General features: G+C 72.2%; 10 protein-coding genes and 2 pseudogenes. 9 read left to right on the top strand and 3 right to left on the bottom strand.

The window, feature by feature from the left end:
- Both IO40_RS0132260 and IO40_RS0132255 read right to left on the bottom strand, forming a co-directional pair.
- On the bottom strand, positions 1 to 1111 hold a 1111-nt coding region (locus IO40_RS0132260; RefSeq protein WP_031176642.1), incomplete at its 3' end, for an Hsp70 family protein.
- A gap of 47 nt (positions 1112 to 1158) precedes the next feature.
- A complete protein-coding gene (locus tag IO40_RS0132255; RefSeq protein WP_016469781.1) occupies positions 1159 to 2268 on the bottom strand; it encodes a ferritin-like domain-containing protein in 1110 nt (369 codons plus the stop codon).
- Between the two features lie 179 nt (positions 2269 to 2447).
- Between IO40_RS0132255 and IO40_RS0132250 the strand changes: the two genes are divergently transcribed.
- From IO40_RS0132250 to IO40_RS0132225, 6 genes and pseudogenes are all read left to right on the top strand, one after another.
- Entirely contained in the window at positions 2448 to 3395 is a 948-nt protein-coding gene (locus tag IO40_RS0132250; RefSeq protein WP_016469780.1) for an AurF N-oxygenase family protein, read from the top strand.
- Between the two features lie 397 nt (positions 3396 to 3792).
- The gene (locus tag IO40_RS0132245; RefSeq protein ID WP_031032579.1) at positions 3793 to 4524 is read left to right on the top strand and encodes a TetR/AcrR family transcriptional regulator; all 732 of its coding nucleotides are present in this window, start codon (positions 3793 to 3795) and stop codon (positions 4522 to 4524) included.
- A gap of 132 nt (positions 4525 to 4656) precedes the next feature.
- A pseudogene (gene soxR, locus IO40_RS39275) lies at positions 4657 to 5109 on the top strand (redox-sensitive transcriptional activator SoxR); the annotation flags it as partial.
- 387 nt (positions 5110 to 5496) lie between these two features.
- The gene (locus IO40_RS0132235; protein WP_016469777.1) at positions 5497 to 5778 is read left to right on the top strand and encodes a hypothetical protein; all 282 of its coding nucleotides are present in this window, start codon (positions 5497 to 5499) and stop codon (positions 5776 to 5778) included.
- 146 nt (positions 5779 to 5924) lie between these two features.
- Positions 5925 to 6827 (top strand): protein kinase domain-containing protein, encoded by a 903-nt coding sequence (locus IO40_RS38135; protein ID WP_051705959.1) that lies wholly within the window; start codon positions 5925 to 5927, stop codon positions 6825 to 6827.
- A 581-nt stretch (positions 6828 to 7408) separates the two neighbouring features.
- Positions 7409 to 8551, top strand: a complete 1143-nt coding sequence (locus IO40_RS0132225; protein ID WP_031176641.1) for a C40 family peptidase — start codon at positions 7409 to 7411, stop codon at positions 8549 to 8551.
- Between the two features lie 471 nt (positions 8552 to 9022).
- Here the strand turns inward: IO40_RS0132225 and IO40_RS0132220 are convergent, their stop codons facing one another.
- Complete coding sequence (locus IO40_RS0132220) at positions 9023 to 9850, bottom strand: protein phosphatase 2C domain-containing protein (protein ID WP_016469774.1); 828 nt, start codon at positions 9848 to 9850, stop codon at positions 9023 to 9025.
- 527 nt (positions 9851 to 10377) lie between these two features.
- On the opposite strand from IO40_RS0132220, the gene IO40_RS34450 reads away from it, so the two are divergent.
- From IO40_RS34450 to IO40_RS39270, 3 genes and pseudogenes are all read left to right on the top strand, one after another.
- Positions 10378 to 13488 carry a sensor histidine kinase gene (locus IO40_RS34450; protein ID WP_158706069.1) on the top strand — a complete coding sequence of 1037 codons (3111 nt, stop codon included), beginning with the start codon at positions 10378 to 10380 and terminating at the stop codon, positions 13486 to 13488.
- A gap of 59 nt (positions 13489 to 13547) precedes the next feature.
- Positions 13548 to 13661 (top strand): annotated as a pseudogene (locus IO40_RS40070) (roadblock/LC7 domain-containing protein); the annotation flags it as partial.
- A gap of 165 nt (positions 13662 to 13826) precedes the next feature.
- Complete coding sequence (locus IO40_RS39270) at positions 13827 to 14258, top strand: roadblock/LC7 domain-containing protein (protein WP_415852385.1); 432 nt, start codon at positions 13827 to 13829, stop codon at positions 14256 to 14258.
- The last annotated feature ends 687 nt before the right edge of the window (positions 14259 to 14945 follow it).

Raw genomic sequence — 14945 nt, 5'->3', positions numbered from 1 at the left:
TCACGTCCAGCAGCAGGACGTCCTTGACCTCACCCTTGAGCACACCCGCCTGGAGGCTGGCACCGATGGCCACGACCTCGTCCGGGTTCACACCCTTGTGCGGGTCGCGGCCGGTCAGCTCCCGCACCAGTTCGGTGACGGCGGGCATGCGGGTCGAGCCGCCCACCAGGATGACGTGGTCGATGTCCGACAGAGCGACGCCCGCGTCGTCCACCGCCTGGTGGAAGGGCGTCTTGCAGCGCTCCAGCAGGTCTTCGGTCAGCTGCTGGAACTGCGTCCTGGTGAGCTTCTCCTCCAGGTGCAGCGGGCCTTCCGCGGTCGCGGTGACGTACGGCAGATTGACCGTCGTCTCGGTGGACGAGGACAGCTCGATCTTCGCCTTCTCCGCGGCCTCGCGCAGCCGCTGGACGGCCATCTTGTCCTTGGACAGGTCCACACCGTGACCGGACTGGAACTGCTTGACCAGGTAGTCGACGATGCGCTGGTCCCAGTCATCACCGCCCAGACGGGTGTCGCCGGCGGTGGCCTTCACCTCCAGCACGCCCTCGCCGATCTCCAGCAGCGAGACGTCGAACGTGCCGCCTCCCAGGTCGAAGACCAGGACGGTGTGTTCCTCCTCCTTGTCGAGCCCGTACGCCAGCGCGGCTGCGGTGGGTTCGTTGATGATGCGCAGCACGTTGAGGCCGGCGATCTCGCCGGCCTCCTTGGTGGCCTGGCGCTGTGCGTCGTTGAAGTACGCCGGAACGGTGATGACGGCGTCCGTCACGTCCTGGCCCAGGTAGGTCTCGGCGTCCCGTTTGAGCTTCTGCAGGACGCGGGCGGAGATCTCCTGGGCGGTGAACGATTTGCCGTCGATACTGCCGGAGGACGGGAAGCGCCAGTTGGCCTCCCCCATGTGGCGCTTGACGGAGCGCACCGTGCGTTCGACGTTGGTGACCGCCTGGCGTTTGGCGACCTCGCCGGTCAGCACCTCGCCACCCTTGGCGAAGGCCACCACCGAGGGCGTCGTCCTGGCGCCCTCCGCGTTGGCGACGACCGTGGGGTCGCCGCCTTCCAGGACGCTGACGACCGAGTTGGTCGTCCCCAGGTCGATTCCGACAGCGCGTGCCATGGCCGTCCTCCTCGGGAGTGCCCTCGGCGCCGTGTGGGCTGCACCGGCTACTGAAGAGTCTTGCCCTCCTCGATGGCTTCGGCCACCTCTGCGGTCCGTTCGGCCTCCTCCGCGGCGAACCGTTCGGCGTCCAGCTTCTCGGCGATCTCCTCGTCCTGAGCCATCAGCTGGTCGAGATTGTGATCGCCCATGTCGAAGACACCCATGTCCACGTAGGCGCGCTGGAGGCGCTCGCCCCACAGCCCGATGTCGCGCACACAGGGGACGATGCGGCTGAAGAGCAGTTTGCGGAAGAGCTGGAGGAACTCGGACTGCTCGCTGTAGGCGTCCGCCTCGGCGCGCGGTATGCCGAAGTTCTCCAGCACCTCGGCGCCTTTGAGACGGTCGCGCATCAGGTAGCAGCCCTCGATGACGAACTCCTCCCGCTCCCGCAGTTCGGCATCCGTCAGCTGCTTGTAGTAGTCGCGCAGCGCCATCCGGCCGAAGGCGACATGGCGGGCCTCGTCCTGCATCACGTAGGCGAGGATCTGTTTGGGCAGGGGTTTGTCGGTGGTGTCGCGGATCATCCCGAAGGCGGCCAGCGCGAGGCCCTCGATCAGTACCTGCATGCCCAGGTACGGCATGTCCCAGCGGGAGTCGCGCAGGGTGTCGTCCAGGAGCGACTGGAGGTTGTCGTTGATCGGGTAGAGCATCCCGACCTTCTCGTGCAGGAAGCGGCCGTAGATCTCCGCGTGCCGGGCCTCGTCCATGGTCTGGGTCGCCGAGTAGAACTTGGCGTCCATGTCGGGTACCGACTCCACGATCCGGGCGGCGCAGACCATGGCGCCCTGTTCACCGTGCAGGAACTGGCTGAACTGCCAGGAGGCGTAGTGCCGGCGCAGTTCGGCGCGCTCGGCCTCGTTCATCTTGTCCCAGTAGGGCGTGCCGTAGAGGGTCAGGGCCTCGTCGGGGGTGCCCAGCGGGTCGTAGGGGTCGACCTCCAGGTCCCAGTCGATGCGGCGCTGACCGTCCCACTGCTTGTCCTTGCCTTTCTGGTAGAGGGCCAGGAGGCGGTCGCGTCCGTCGTCGTACTCCCAGGTGAAGCGGGCGTTGCCGGTGGCGGGGATCTGCCAGAGGGGGGCGTCTGTTTCGTGCACATAGAGATCGTGTGTGGACACGGACATCTCCTTCGGTCACGGATTGCCCGGCAGGTGCGGACAGTTGGCAGGCTCACACGGTGGTTACCGCCCGGTCAACGAGTCGTACGCGGGGGATTGACGTCCTTACTGACAAGCAGTCTCATAAGAGGAACAACGGATGTGACCGCCGGTAACACCGAACGAAGAGGTGCCCCAGCATGACGACAGCGCCTGACATCGCCGACATGGAACGCGAGGTGCTCAGGGACGCCCTCGGTCTGCTCAAGGACCGCGAGCAGGTCGCCGAACGGCTCCTCGAATCCTCCCGGAAGCACTCCTTCGACCCGGACACCGAACTCGACTGGGACGCACCCCTCGCCGACGACAAGTGGTTCTGGCCGCCGGAGCTCGTCTCGCTCTACGACACCCCGCTGTGGCGGCGCATGTCCGAGGAACAGCGCATGGACCTCGCCCGGCACGAGGCGGCCTCCCTGGCCTCACTGGGCATCTGGTTCGAGGTCATCCTGATGCAGCTGCTGGTGCGGCACATCTACGACAAGCCGCTCACCAGCAACCACGTCCGCTACGCCCTCACGGAGATCGCGGACGAGTGCCGCCACTCCATGATGTTCGCCCGCATGATCAAACGGGGCGGTGCCCCGGCGTACCCGGTCTCCCGGCTGCACCACAACCTGGCCCGCGTGCTGAAGACCATCTCCACCACGCCCGGGTCGTTCACCTGCACCCTGCTGGGTGAGGAGATCCTCGACTGGATGCAGCGGCTCACCTTCCCCGACGAACGCGTCCAGCCCCTGGTGCGCGGGGTGACACGCATCCACGTCATCGAGGAGGCCCGCCATGTGCGGTACGCACGTGAGGAACTGCGTCGCCAGATGGTCACCTGCCCGCGTTGGGAGGCGGAGCTGACCCGGCTCAGCTCCGGGGAAGCCGCGCGGGTCTTCTCCATCTCCTTCGTCAACCCGCAGGTGTACGAGAACGTCGGCCTGGACAAGCGGGAGGCGGTCGCCCAGGTGAAGGCCAGCGGCCACCGCCGCGAGGTGATGCAGACCGGTGCCAAACGGCTGACCGACTTCCTGGACGACATCGGCATCCTGCGCGGCGTCGGCCGGAAGCTGTGGGTGAGCTCCGGGCTGCTGCCCAGGTGACCGCAGGACCGGCCGCTGGGGCCGGCGCCCGGATGGCCCGCCGAGCGCCAGGACTGGTACCCGGGGGGGCGGGAGCTGAGTGCCGGGGCTGGTGCCCCGGCGGCACGGTGGCTGCGCGTCGGGGCTGCCTACCTGGTCGGTACGAGAGCCGAGTCCGGGGCCGACGCGCCCAGGCCGGCCGGGAGCCGGGACGCCGGGGCCACTGCCCGCGCCCCCGCGGGCGGCTGCCGGAGCCGATGACCGTGTCCCCCTGCGGCCGGCACGACTGTCCGCACGGGGCCACATTTCCGCTCGGCCGAAAAGTGCCCTCCGGGTGAGAGCGGCGTGAAGCACCCGTGAGGAGCTGCCCGGGGACCGGGGAAGGCCCGTGTGCGCCAGGGCGGTTACGCTGCACAGCATGAGCAGCAGCGGCACCGCCCCGGCGTATCGCAGACTGAGCGTGGACGAGCGGCGCAGCCAACTGCTCAGGCACGCACTGGACCTGTTCGCCCACCGTCCGCCGGAGGACGTCTCCCTCGACGACGTCGCGGTGGCCGCCGGCGTCTCCCGCCCGCTGGTCTACCGGTACTTCCCGGGCGGCAAACAGCAGTTGTACGAGGCGGCGCTGCGCAGCGCCGCCGACCGGCTCGAACAGTGCTTCGCGGAACCGCACAGCGGCCCGCTCACCGTGCGGCTGGCCCGCGCCCTCGACCGCTACCTGGCGTTCGTGGACGAGTACGACGCGGGCTTCATGGCGCTGCTCCAGGGCGGCAGCGTCGTGGAGACCTCCCGCACCAGCGCCATCGTCGACGAGGTGCGCAGGGACGCCGCCGCGCAGATCCTCACCCATCTGGGAGCCGAGGAGGGCAAGGAGTCGGCCCGGCTGCGGATGACCGTACGCACCTGGATCGCCGCCGTGGAAGCCGCCTCCTTGATCTGGCTGGACGAGGACAAGCAGCCTCCCCTGTCCCAGCTGCGGGACGGGCTGGTTGACCACTTCGTCGCCCTGCTGACGGCCACGGCAGCCACCGACCCGGCGACCGCCACGGTGACCCGGCGAGCCCTGGCCATGGAGGAGCCCGACGGACCTGTGGCACAACTGGTGCGCCGGATCCTGCCCGTGGTGGCGGACGCGGGGCACTTGTGGTGAGTGGCGGAGGCGTCGCCCCATGTGTGGCGGGAGGCGGGTCGGCCGCTCGGTCCGAAACCGTGCGCTCTGGGCGGACTCCGTCGCGCACCTATGGACTTAAAGAATGATTGAAGGCCGGGCTAGGGTGAGCCCATGGCGACTCACCTGTCCTGGAAGGCCAAGGAAGCCACCGTCGGGGAACTGGCGGAGCGGGCCGGCGTGGCCACGTCCGCGCTGCGCTTCTACGAACGGGAAGGGCTGATCCGCAGCCGCCGCACCTCCGGCAACCAGCGGCGCTACAGCCGCGACACACTGCGCCGCGTCGCCTTCATCCGCGCCTCCCAGCGGCTCGGCATCCCGCTCGCCGCCATCCGCGACGCCCTCTCGCTGCTGCCGGAGGGCCGTACGCCCACCCGGGACGACTGGGCCGCCGTCTCCGAGTGCTGGCGCGAGGACCTCAACCAGCGGATCGCGCTCCTCGAACAGCTCCGCGACCACCTCACGGACTGCATCGGCTGCGGCTGTCTGTCGCTCACCTCCTGCGCGCTGGTCAACCCGCAGGACCGGCTGGGCCAGGAGGGACCGGGAGCCCGGCAGCTCGCCCAGCCGTGCGGCCCGGAGGGGCCGACGCCCGCGAACGGCACCGGTCGAGCCGGCGGCTGCGGTCGAGCCGACAGCTCCGGGCAGCGCATGCCCGGGAAGGAAATCCCGGGAGCAGAGCCCCCGGGCAGCGGGACTTCGGAGAAGGCGGCTGCCGGGAGGGCGGCTCAGGGGAACGCGGTTCCTGGAAGAGGGGCTTCCGGAAGGTTGAACACCAGTCGGGCGGACGGAGACGCGGACGGGCCGGTGTGCGGCAGCGTCTCGGAGCAGGACTGCGGCCTGAGCCAGCAAGAGACCCCTCGGACCACTGCCGGGAGCGGAGCCGGTCGCGCGTCCTCCGCCCGGGCCGACGGTCCCCCGCGCGGTACGTCCCGCCGGAAGACGGCCTGAGCCATGCGCAGCGAGGAGACCGTCTTCCGCGGCGGCCCGCTGGACGGGCGGAGTCTGTCCGTACCGCTCGGACCGACCGGCCGGCCACCGCGCAGCTACCAGGTGCCGGTACCCGGGGCCGACGGCGGTCCGCCGGTCGTGCACGTCTACCGGCTGGAACCGGCCACCGTGAACCGGCTGGGGCTGCCCCGTGGCTGGGCGTACGTCTACGAGCCCGACGCGCGCCCCGCCCAGGGCCCGCTGGCACGGCTGCCCTGGCGCCGGACGCGGAACCGGAAGAGCTGATACGGGCACGCACCGGCCAGCGGGAGGGCGGCGCCGCGGGTGGGCAGTGCCCTGATACGACCGGTCCGTCATAGTTTGTCCGGCCGGTCGGTGACTGCTTTTTCGCGCCCTGGACAGGGCCACGGCAAGGCGGTTGTCTGCTGCCCGTGAGCGAAGGCATAGCACGGCTGCGGCCGAACGACCCGGAGCGACTGGGTCCGTTCCGGCTGTTCGGCGTGCTGGGCAACGGAGGCGCCGGAACCGTCTACCTCGGCAGGGGTGCCGCCCGGCGCGGCGCCCGCAAGCGGACCGCGGCGGTCCGGGCGATACGACCCGAACTCCTGCGCGACCGTCAGCTGAGGGCGCGGCTGCGAGAGGAGACGGCCCGGATCTCGTCCAGCGTCAACAGCCCCTTCGTCGCCGAGCCCCTCGGCTGCGAGCTGGACGGCGACCGCCCGTGGGCCGCGACCCGGTTCGTACCCGGACTGCCACTTGCCGCGCTGGTGGCCTCGTCCGGGCCCCTGCCGGAGAAGCCCGTACGCGCGCTCGGCGGCGCCCTCGCCCGCGCACTCGCCTCCCTTCACGAGGCGGAGACCGCGCACGGTGACCTGCGGCCCGGGAACGTACTGCTGACGGTCGAGGGGCCATGCCTGGTCGACTGCGGTGCCTATCTGGGGCGTTCCCTCACGGCCCGGGACGGTGGAGGGTTCCCGCACGCCCCCGCCGACGGCTTCGGACCTGCCGCGCGGCGGGCCGAGGACATCTTCGGGCTGGGTGTGGTGCTGGCCCTGGCGGCGAGCGCCCGGTACCCGTTCGCGGGGCAGTTGCCCATGACGCGGGAAGGCCCGGATCTGAGCGGAGTGCCCGCCACGTTGCACGCACCGGTGCTGGCCTGCCTGCACAAGACGCCCGAGGCCAGACCGCGCCCGGAGGTGCTGGCCCGCGCCCTGGACCTGTCGGGGGTCGCCGGCCGCCCGGACCGGGAGTGGCTGCCGGGGCCGCATCTGGAGAGGATCCGGGAACGAGCGCGCGCGGCTCGGTCGCTGACGGCCCGGCACCTGCTCCGGTGACCGGACCGCATTGACGGGGCCGCGCTTTCGACGCTCAGGGCCCCGTAGCTCCGGCCCTGACGGCCGGCACTTCGTGCTTTGGCGGCCAGCGGGCTTCGTGCTTCGGCGGCCGTCGCCTCTCTTGCGCAGCTGAACGGCACCTCACCCTTACGAGTGATCTGAGTCGGCCGACGGCTGCTGGACGCGAACCGCGTGAGGAGGTATGGGAGCACGCTTTCGACTCGGAGAACGCGTGAGCGACGGGTCGTCACCTCGTCGGCTGCCCTTCCCAACTGGTACGACGCCGCGGAACGGGCGGGAAGCCGGTACTTCCCTCTCACGGGCCCGCCGTCGGATTCACGGGGCGTGCCGTCCACCGCGCAGGGAGCGGCGCCGGATGCGCTGTCTCGATCGGGTGAGAGACGTCCGCTCTCCCGCTCAGTTCGCGAAGAGAAGGCGTGCTCGCCCGTGCCACGATCGCGGCAGAGCGGCCGGATACGGGGAGACGCCGCTCGGAAGCGAGGTGCGCGGTGTTGCGGGTGGTACGTACGTGGACGAGGGCTCGGGAGCAGGGCCCGGGCCGGGCCGGCAGGCGGCACGGCATGGGGGTGCTCGCGCTCGCGCTGGGTGTACTGGCCGCGGCGGTGCCGCCTGCGTCGGGCGCGGTGCCGACGGCGGACGGCGTGTGGTCGACGGGCGCTGGCGGGACCGTGCCCGGACCGCTGAGGCAGGCGCAGTACGCCGGAGCGCGGACCGACGGGCCCGATCCGGGACCGCCCGAGGCGGGACGGAAATCGGTGGGCGCGCTGCTGGGCGAACTCAGCACGTTGTACCAGCGCACCGAAGCGGCGACGGAGGCGTACAACGGAACCGCGGAGAAGCTGAAGAAGGAGCGGGCCAGCGCGCGCCAGGCCCGGGCGGGGCTCACCAGGGCCCGGGCCGCCCTGACGACGGAGCGGACGCGGGCGGGCGAACTGGCCCGGCAGCAGTACCGCCGGGACGGCACCGGACTGCCCCCGGCCGTGCAACTGCTGCTCACCAGCAAGCCCGAGCGCATCCTCGACCACGGGCATCTGCTGAGCCGCGCGGTGGGCGACCAGGCCGAGGTGGTGAAGCGGGTCTCCGAAGGGGAGCGACGGCACAAGAAAGCCGCCGAGCGGGCGCGGTCGGCGGTCGAACGTCAGGAACGCCTCGCACAGCGCAAGAAGAAACAGCGCGATCAGGTGCGCGAGCGGCTGCGCAGGGTGGAGGAACTGCTCTCGTCCCTGGACGGGAACCAGCTGGCACGCCTGCACGACCTGGAGGCGGACCGCACGAAGGCGGCGCAGCGGAAACTGGTGGCCTCCGGAGCGCTTGACCCCAGCGGTGCGACGGGGCAGGCCTCCTCCCAGGGCAGGAAGGCACTCGACTGGGCGCTGAACCAGATCGGGAAACCGTACGTGTGGGGCGCCGAGGGCCCGAAGGCGTTCGACTGCTCGGGCCTGACCTCACAGGCGTGGCGGCACGCAGGCCGGGCCATCCCCCGCACCAGTCAGGAGCAATGGCGGCGACTGCCCCGGATCCCGCTGGACGAGCTGCGCCCCGGTGACCTCGTGATCTATTTCCCCGGTGCGACCCATGTGGCGCTGTACATCGGGTCCGGGCGTGTGGTGCAGGCTTCGCGGCCCGGCGGCAAGGTGCAGACGACTCCGCTGGCCACCGACCCGCCGATCGGGGCGGTACGGCCCGACGGGCGTGACGCATGATGCCGCGCGGGGGCTGGCGGCGGCTCCGTTACCGGTCCCGGGGCTGGGGGTGGCGGCCCTGTGCCCGGTCCCGGGGCTGGGGCAGCGACCCCCGTGCCCGGCCCCGGCTCCTTTCTCCGCCCCTGGTGGTGGTGTCTGGGGGATGCGGTGCTGGGTGGTGCTGGCGGGTGGCGAGGATCCGGGTGACGGGGCCCGGGGTGATGCCGTATCAGCCGGGGCACCTCCCGGGAGATGCCGTGCCAGGTGGCGCGTTCCTGGGCGATGCCGTGCCAGGTGGTGCCGGCCCGAGGAGTGAAGTGTCGTGGGACGCTGTGCCAGGTGCTGCGGCTCGTGATGACGCCGTGCCAGATGATGCCGTCCCGAGAGGAGCGGCGGTGCCGGATGAAGCTGTCCGGCGAGGCGTGGTGCCGGGGCACGCTGTCCCAAGAGGGGCGGTGCCGACGGGCCGGGCTGATCGCCGGGGGTGGGCCGTCAGTCGAGCTCGGCCAGAAGCACGGTGGCGTCGTCGTGGCGCTTGCCCCGCACCACGGGCACCTCGGCCTCCGCCGTACGCACCCGGGTGACAAGGGCGCGGGGTCCCTCCTTGCGAACGAGTGCGAACAGCCCCGCCCAGTCGCCGAGGCGGAAGGTCTCCGTCCAGCGGGTCGCGCCGTCGGTGAGTGCGAGAAGGGTCCTCACCTCGGTGCGGGAGTGACTGCCCGTCACCGCGCGGGCGGCCACGGCCGGGTCGGCCGCTGCTGTGTAGAAGCCGCTGCCGTCCGGGGCGTTGCGGAGACCCTCGACGGCTCGCACATACGCGGCGCGGTCCGCCGACCGGCCGGTCTGTCGGGCGCGGTCGCTGAGCTGCCGGACGGAGGTAGGCAGTTCGGCAAGCCGGCGATCGAGGACGGGAAGCACCGTGCCGTCGGCCCGCTCGACCAGCAGGGCGGAGTCGGAGAGCACCAGATGCTCCACCACGTCGGCGTCCCACCGAGCGGCGACCACGGTTGCCTGCGGCGTACGGGGGTGAGAAAGGTCACAGGTTTGGCGGTGGTCGTCCGCGGTGCGGGCCACTGCGGCGGCGAGACATTCGGCCAGCGTCATGTCACGGCGTGAGCCCGACAGTTCGAGAAGCGCTCCGCCCAGACGGGAGACGAACCACGGCACCCCGTGGCGGCAGCCGTCGTCACCCTCCGGCGGGGTGACACCGTCCAGCACCACGAGCGCCCCGCCGGCACCGGCGGCCGGCAAAGCCGCCGACACGTAATCCTCGTTGGGACGTTGGGGATCACCGGGCTCGGTGACCATGTCGATGCGCATGACAGCAGTCTGCCTGAACGGACGATCTTGACGGGGACCGGTGTGCCGCTCGGACGGCACGTCACAGGAGGCTGCGCGAGGGGGTGGAAAGGGGTGACGGCGAGATGCGGGAACAGCTGGTTGGGGCCCGTGGGAGAAGGCGGAACAGCGGCGCACTGGCCGGAGTCGGCCTGCGCGAAAATGTGGGGCAGGCATCCTGCCAGGAGGCGGGGAGGATTTCCAACCAGACGTCACATGGCGGGCTCTGCCCGGCCCGTGCCGAGTTGTTCCGTCGCGGAGGAGTGATGTTCACTCCTTCGGGTGGCCCAGCAGGGGATTCTCACCCGCCCCTGATGCTCACTGCCAAGGTCGTTCGTCGTGTCGGAGCACCTCCTGGGGGGTGCCGTCCGGCGGCAGACCGCGAGTGGGCTGATGGAAGGACGGTCGCAGGGGATGCCGGAGCGGGGGCGGGGCCACCCCCTTGCCACACACGTTGGACTGTGCCGCCCGGGCCCTCCGGGAGAGGCGGGACGAGATTGCGAGTGCGGGTGCGGAAGAAGCAACGTCGGACAGCGGACGTTCCCCAGGCCACGGCGACCGGCAGCGGCGCCGACGCCCCTGCGGACGCGGAGGCCGTCACACCCGCCCCGCGTCGGCGGGCCCGGGTACGCAACAGGCTGCTCCTGTCGGTCCTGGTGACCGCCGCCGCCGTCGCCGGTGCGGGGGCGCCCACACTGATCGCCGGGTCCCGTGACACCGCCGCCGCCCAGGCACTGGTCGACCTGGCCAGGCTCGATCAGCAGGCCATCGCGCTTTCCCACTCGTTGGAGGACGAACGCGACGGCATGGTCGAGTACATCGCCGCGGGCCGCAGCGGCCAGGGCGATGCCAAGGGAGCCGGAGCGGCGCTGCGGGCCCGGGTCGACCGGCAGGCCCGCGAGCTGCGTGCCGCAGCGGACTCCGCGCCCACCGGGTCGGCCACACCGTCCGACGCCCCCGCCGCCGCGGTGAAGGCACTCAAGAAGCTGCCGTCCGTCAGGCAGCAGGCCAAGGCGGGCAGGGGCACGGCGCTGGAGTCGTACAAGGACTACTCCGGCATCATCGAGCAGCTGCGCCGGATCACCCGTGACGTGGCCGGCAACCTGCCCGCGCGTGCCCAGGACCGCACCGCCGCCGCTCTCCCCGACCTCGCGCGGGCCATCGACCAGGCGGCGGCTACCCGTGGGCTCCTCGAAGGCGCACTGGCCGGAACCGGCACCCAGCGCCCACTGGTGACCGAGGCGATGCGCACCCGCGTGGGGGAGCAAGCCGCGCTGGCCGACTTCGAGGAGACGGCCGGCCCCACGGCCCGTGACCGCTTCAGCACGACTGTGAACGGGACGGACGTCTCCGTCGCCGAGCGCTATCTGGACCGGCTCACCGCACAGCCGTATCTGTCGCCGCAGGCACGCGCCACCGACGTGGAGCGGTTCGACTCCGCGGCCTCCGCTCGCGTCGCGCACATGCGCGGGGTGCAGTCGGCGTTCGCCGCGGCCGAGGTCAAGCGGCTGGAGAAGCTGCGGGACGACGATGTGACCGCGCTTCAGGTGCGGGCCGGGCTGGTGGGCGGCTGCCTGCTGATCGCCCTCGCGCTGAGCGTGGCCACGGCCCGTTCGCTCACGAGGCCGCTGTCGGTCCTCAAGCGCGGTTCGCAGCGGCTGGCGAAGGACCCGGCGGGTGAGGAGCCGATCACCTTCCGGGGCAGGAACGACGAGTTCGCCGACGTGGTGCGCTCGCTCAACACCTTGCGCGGCACCGCGGCGGAACTGCGGCGCCGCTCCTCCTACGCCGAGCGCGAGCAGGATCAGCTGGCCGTCGAGAAGGCCCAGCTGACGGAGCGGCACCAGTTGCTGAGCGAGGACTTCGACACGCTGCGAAGCGAGCTGGAAGAGGCCCGTGAACGGCTGAGGGCCGCAGCACACGGCACGTCGGACGCAGGAACGGCGGCACAGCCCGGCGGCGACCGTGGCGACGGAGCGGGACTGAGCACCGCAGCGGACGCCGAAGCGCCCGAGACGCAGAACTCCTCCGACAAGCACGAGGCGTTCGCGGACCTGGCCGCCCGTTCCCTCACGCTCGTCGAGCGGCAGCTCGGCATCATCGAGGGGCTGGAGGAGAAGGAAGCCGACCCCGACCGGCTCGACACTCTCTTCAAACTGGACCACCTCGCCACCCGTATGCGGCGGCACAGCGAGAATCTGCTGCTCATCGCGGGTACGGAGCGCGGTGCGCGGGAGGGTCTGCCCGAGTACGTACCGGCGCCGCTGCTGGACGTACTGCGTGCCGCGGTCAGCGAAATAGCGCAGTACGAGCGGGTCGAGCTGGGCGCCGTCCCCCAAGAGGTACGGGTCAGCGGCCCGGCGGCCGACGACCTGAGCCATCTGATCGCCGAGCTCCTCGACAACGCCGCCGCCTTCTCGCCGTCCGGCACCGGAGTGCGGCTCACCGCCCGCACGGGGGAGCACGGCGAGGCGGTGGTGACCGTCGAGGACGAGGGCTCGGGCATGAGCGAGTACGCGCTCGCCGAGCTGAACGCGCGGCTGGCCACTCCGGCGACCGCGGCCGAGGACCCGTCCGCCCCCTGGAAGCTCGGCCTGTACATCGTGGCCCGCCTCTCGGCGCGGCACGGCGTGCGGGTGCGGCTGCGGCGACGGGAAGAGGGCGGTATCACCGCCGAGGTGACGGTCCCGCAGACGCTGCTCTCCGCCGGTACGGACGAGGGCGAGCACGCCAGGACTGCCGACCAGGCGCCGTCGCCGGGCGCCGGTACCACGCCGAGCGCTGCCGCCTCACCGGATGCTGTGCCCGCACCTAACGCTGCTCCCTCGCCCGGGGCCGTTGCCCCGTCGGCGCCCGTCGACTCCGTGGTGGCCGAGGAGAGCGCTGCCGGCCACGCCGCCGAGGCCGACGGGCCGGACGAGGCCCAGCCCGAGACCGCGGCCCCGGCCCCGGCCCCGGCTGAGACCGTCCCTGCCCAGCAGGTACCGGCGGAGCCCGGCTCCTCGACGGAAGGGCCCGCGGAACCCGCGCAGTCTGTGGGACCCGCGCACGCGGCGGAGCCTGACCCGTCGGAGCCCGAGCACTCGGCCGGTGAGCAGTACCCCGCAGGCACGCGGGAGCCGGCCGTCGGCGCCCAGCAGGCGCCGGGCGCCGATGTCGGTGACGTCGGCGGCAGCGACCGTGATGGTGACGGGACCGATGGCGGTCGGGGCCAGGAAGAGCGGCCGTCCGTGCCGGGTCCGGCCCCGGTGCGGGATTCCGTTGCCGAGGGCGGGCAGAACGGTCGGCCCGGGCAGGTGGCGCAGGGCCCGATGGCGACGCACACCGGTCTGCCCAAGCGGGTGCGCGGCAAGAGCGAGCAGCCCGGGACGGCCGCGCCGAAGCCGCGCGGTGGAGGGGCCGACCCCGAGGAGCTGCGGCGCAAACTCGACGTGTTCCAGCAGGGCTCCAGAGAGGGCCGGCGGGATGCTGAGGCACAGGTCGCGGCGGAGCACTCGGCGGAGGTCGGCTGGTTCGGCGAGGCCGCCCCGAAGGCGAGTGAGCAGGCCGGGAACAGCGCGGTGACGGACCGGTCGGGGGCGCAGGCCGAGGGTGGTACCGGCGAGGAGGCCCGTAAGTGAGCGTACTCACCACACGTACGTCCGGAAGCCGTACGCAGGCTCATGACCTGCGCAGACTGCTGGACAGTCTGGTCGCGGACGTGCCAGGCGTGCGGTCGGTGGCGGTCGTCTCCTCGGACGGGCTGCTGCTGCTCGCCTCCGACCCCGCGCTGGGCACCGAGCACGGGACAGCTCTCGGCCGGCACGCCGAGGATGCCGCCGTTCCACCTTGTGCGCAGCAGGAGGCGAGCGGTTCGGTGGCTTCCGCACGGGCGGAGCAGGCCACCACCTCGGGCGCTGCGGTCGCCTCCGGAGCGGTCATGGCCTCCGGCTCTGCTGCCGCGCCCGGCTCTGCCGCCATGCAGGGCACGGCCACCGTGCCGGGCACGGCCACCGTGCCGGGCACGGCCACCGTGCCGGGCACGGCCGTCGCGCCGGGTGCGCCGCCCCCGTTGCGGCGCCGCAGGGACGCGGGGAGGCGGGGCCGGAGCGGTCCGGTGGGGGCCAGCGGTGATCTGGCCACCATCGTCTCCGGCGTGGCCTCGCTGACGTCTGCGGCGGCGGATCTGCTCGACGGCGGCGGTGTGAAGCAGACGATGGTGGCGATGGACGAGGGTGCGCTTCTCGTCATGACCATCGGGGACGGTTCGCTGCTGGGAGTGCATGCGGCAGCGGACTGCGACCTGGGCACCGTCGGCTACCAGATGGCGCTGTTCGTCGGGCGGGCCGGTCATATGCTGACGCCCGAGCTGAGGAGCGAGTTGCGGCAGTCGGCCGCCACGCTGCGGTAGCGCGGACGCACACCGTCCGAGCGAACCCGCGCGTGGTGGCTCACATCTCCCGCCTCCGTGCGCGCCGGTGCCGTGCCCGCTCACGTCCCCGCCTCCATGAGCCACCACCGTGGCCCGTGGCCGGTTACGTCTCCTTGCGCGCCCAGTGCCGTGGCCGGTCACGCCCCCGTACGAACCCGGCGGCGTGCTGGCCGGTCACGCCCATCTGAGCACCCGGCGCTGGGGCCTCTCACAGCCTCGCCCGCCGGCGCCGTGGCCCCTCACGTGTCCGCTTCTGCACCCACGCCGGTTCCCGTGCCGTGACCGCCGTCTCTCGTGCGCCCCCCCAGTGCCGGAGCGTCGGGCCAGCTCCCCGGCGGGCACCCCCCTCCCTGCCAGATGGCCGGGCCAGTCCCCCAGTGGGCGGCCCCCTTCCCTCCCGGACGGCCGGGCCCCGGATGGCCGGGCCAGCTTCCCCAGCGGGCATCCCCCTCCCTGCCGGATAGCCGGATCAGTCCCCAGCGGGCGCCCCCTTCCCTCCCGGACGGCCGGCCCCCGGATGGCCGGGCCGGCTTCCCCAGCGGGCACCCCCCTCCCTGCCGGATAGCCGGACCAGTCCCCAGCGGGCCCCCTTCCCTCCGCCCCCTTCCCTCCCGGACGGCCCGGCCCCGGATGGCCGGGCGGGCTCCACGGCAGGCGTCCCCCTCC

This window comes from Streptomyces albus subsp. albus, assembly GCF_000725885.1.
Lineage (GTDB): Bacteria > Actinomycetota > Actinomycetes > Streptomycetales > Streptomycetaceae > Streptomyces > Streptomyces albus.
This window is presented reverse-complemented; position numbering and strand designations above follow the sequence as displayed.

Coding starts and splice junctions, on each gene's coding strand:
- IO40_RS0132225 (WP_031176641.1), top strand. CDS start 7,409: ATGGGGGTGCTCGCGCTCGCGCTGGGTGTACTGGCCGCGGCGGTGCCG.
- IO40_RS0132220 (WP_016469774.1), bottom strand. CDS start 9,850: ATGCGCATCGACATGGTCACCGAGCCCGGTGATCCCCAACGTCCCAAC.
- IO40_RS0132250 (WP_016469780.1), top strand. CDS start 2,448: ATGACGACAGCGCCTGACATCGCCGACATGGAACGCGAGGTGCTCAGG.
- IO40_RS39270 (WP_415852385.1), top strand. CDS start 13,827: ATGCAGGGCACGGCCACCGTGCCGGGCACGGCCACCGTGCCGGGCACG.
- IO40_RS0132235 (WP_016469777.1), top strand. CDS start 5,497: ATGCGCAGCGAGGAGACCGTCTTCCGCGGCGGCCCGCTGGACGGGCGG.
- IO40_RS0132245 (WP_031032579.1), top strand. CDS start 3,793: ATGAGCAGCAGCGGCACCGCCCCGGCGTATCGCAGACTGAGCGTGGAC.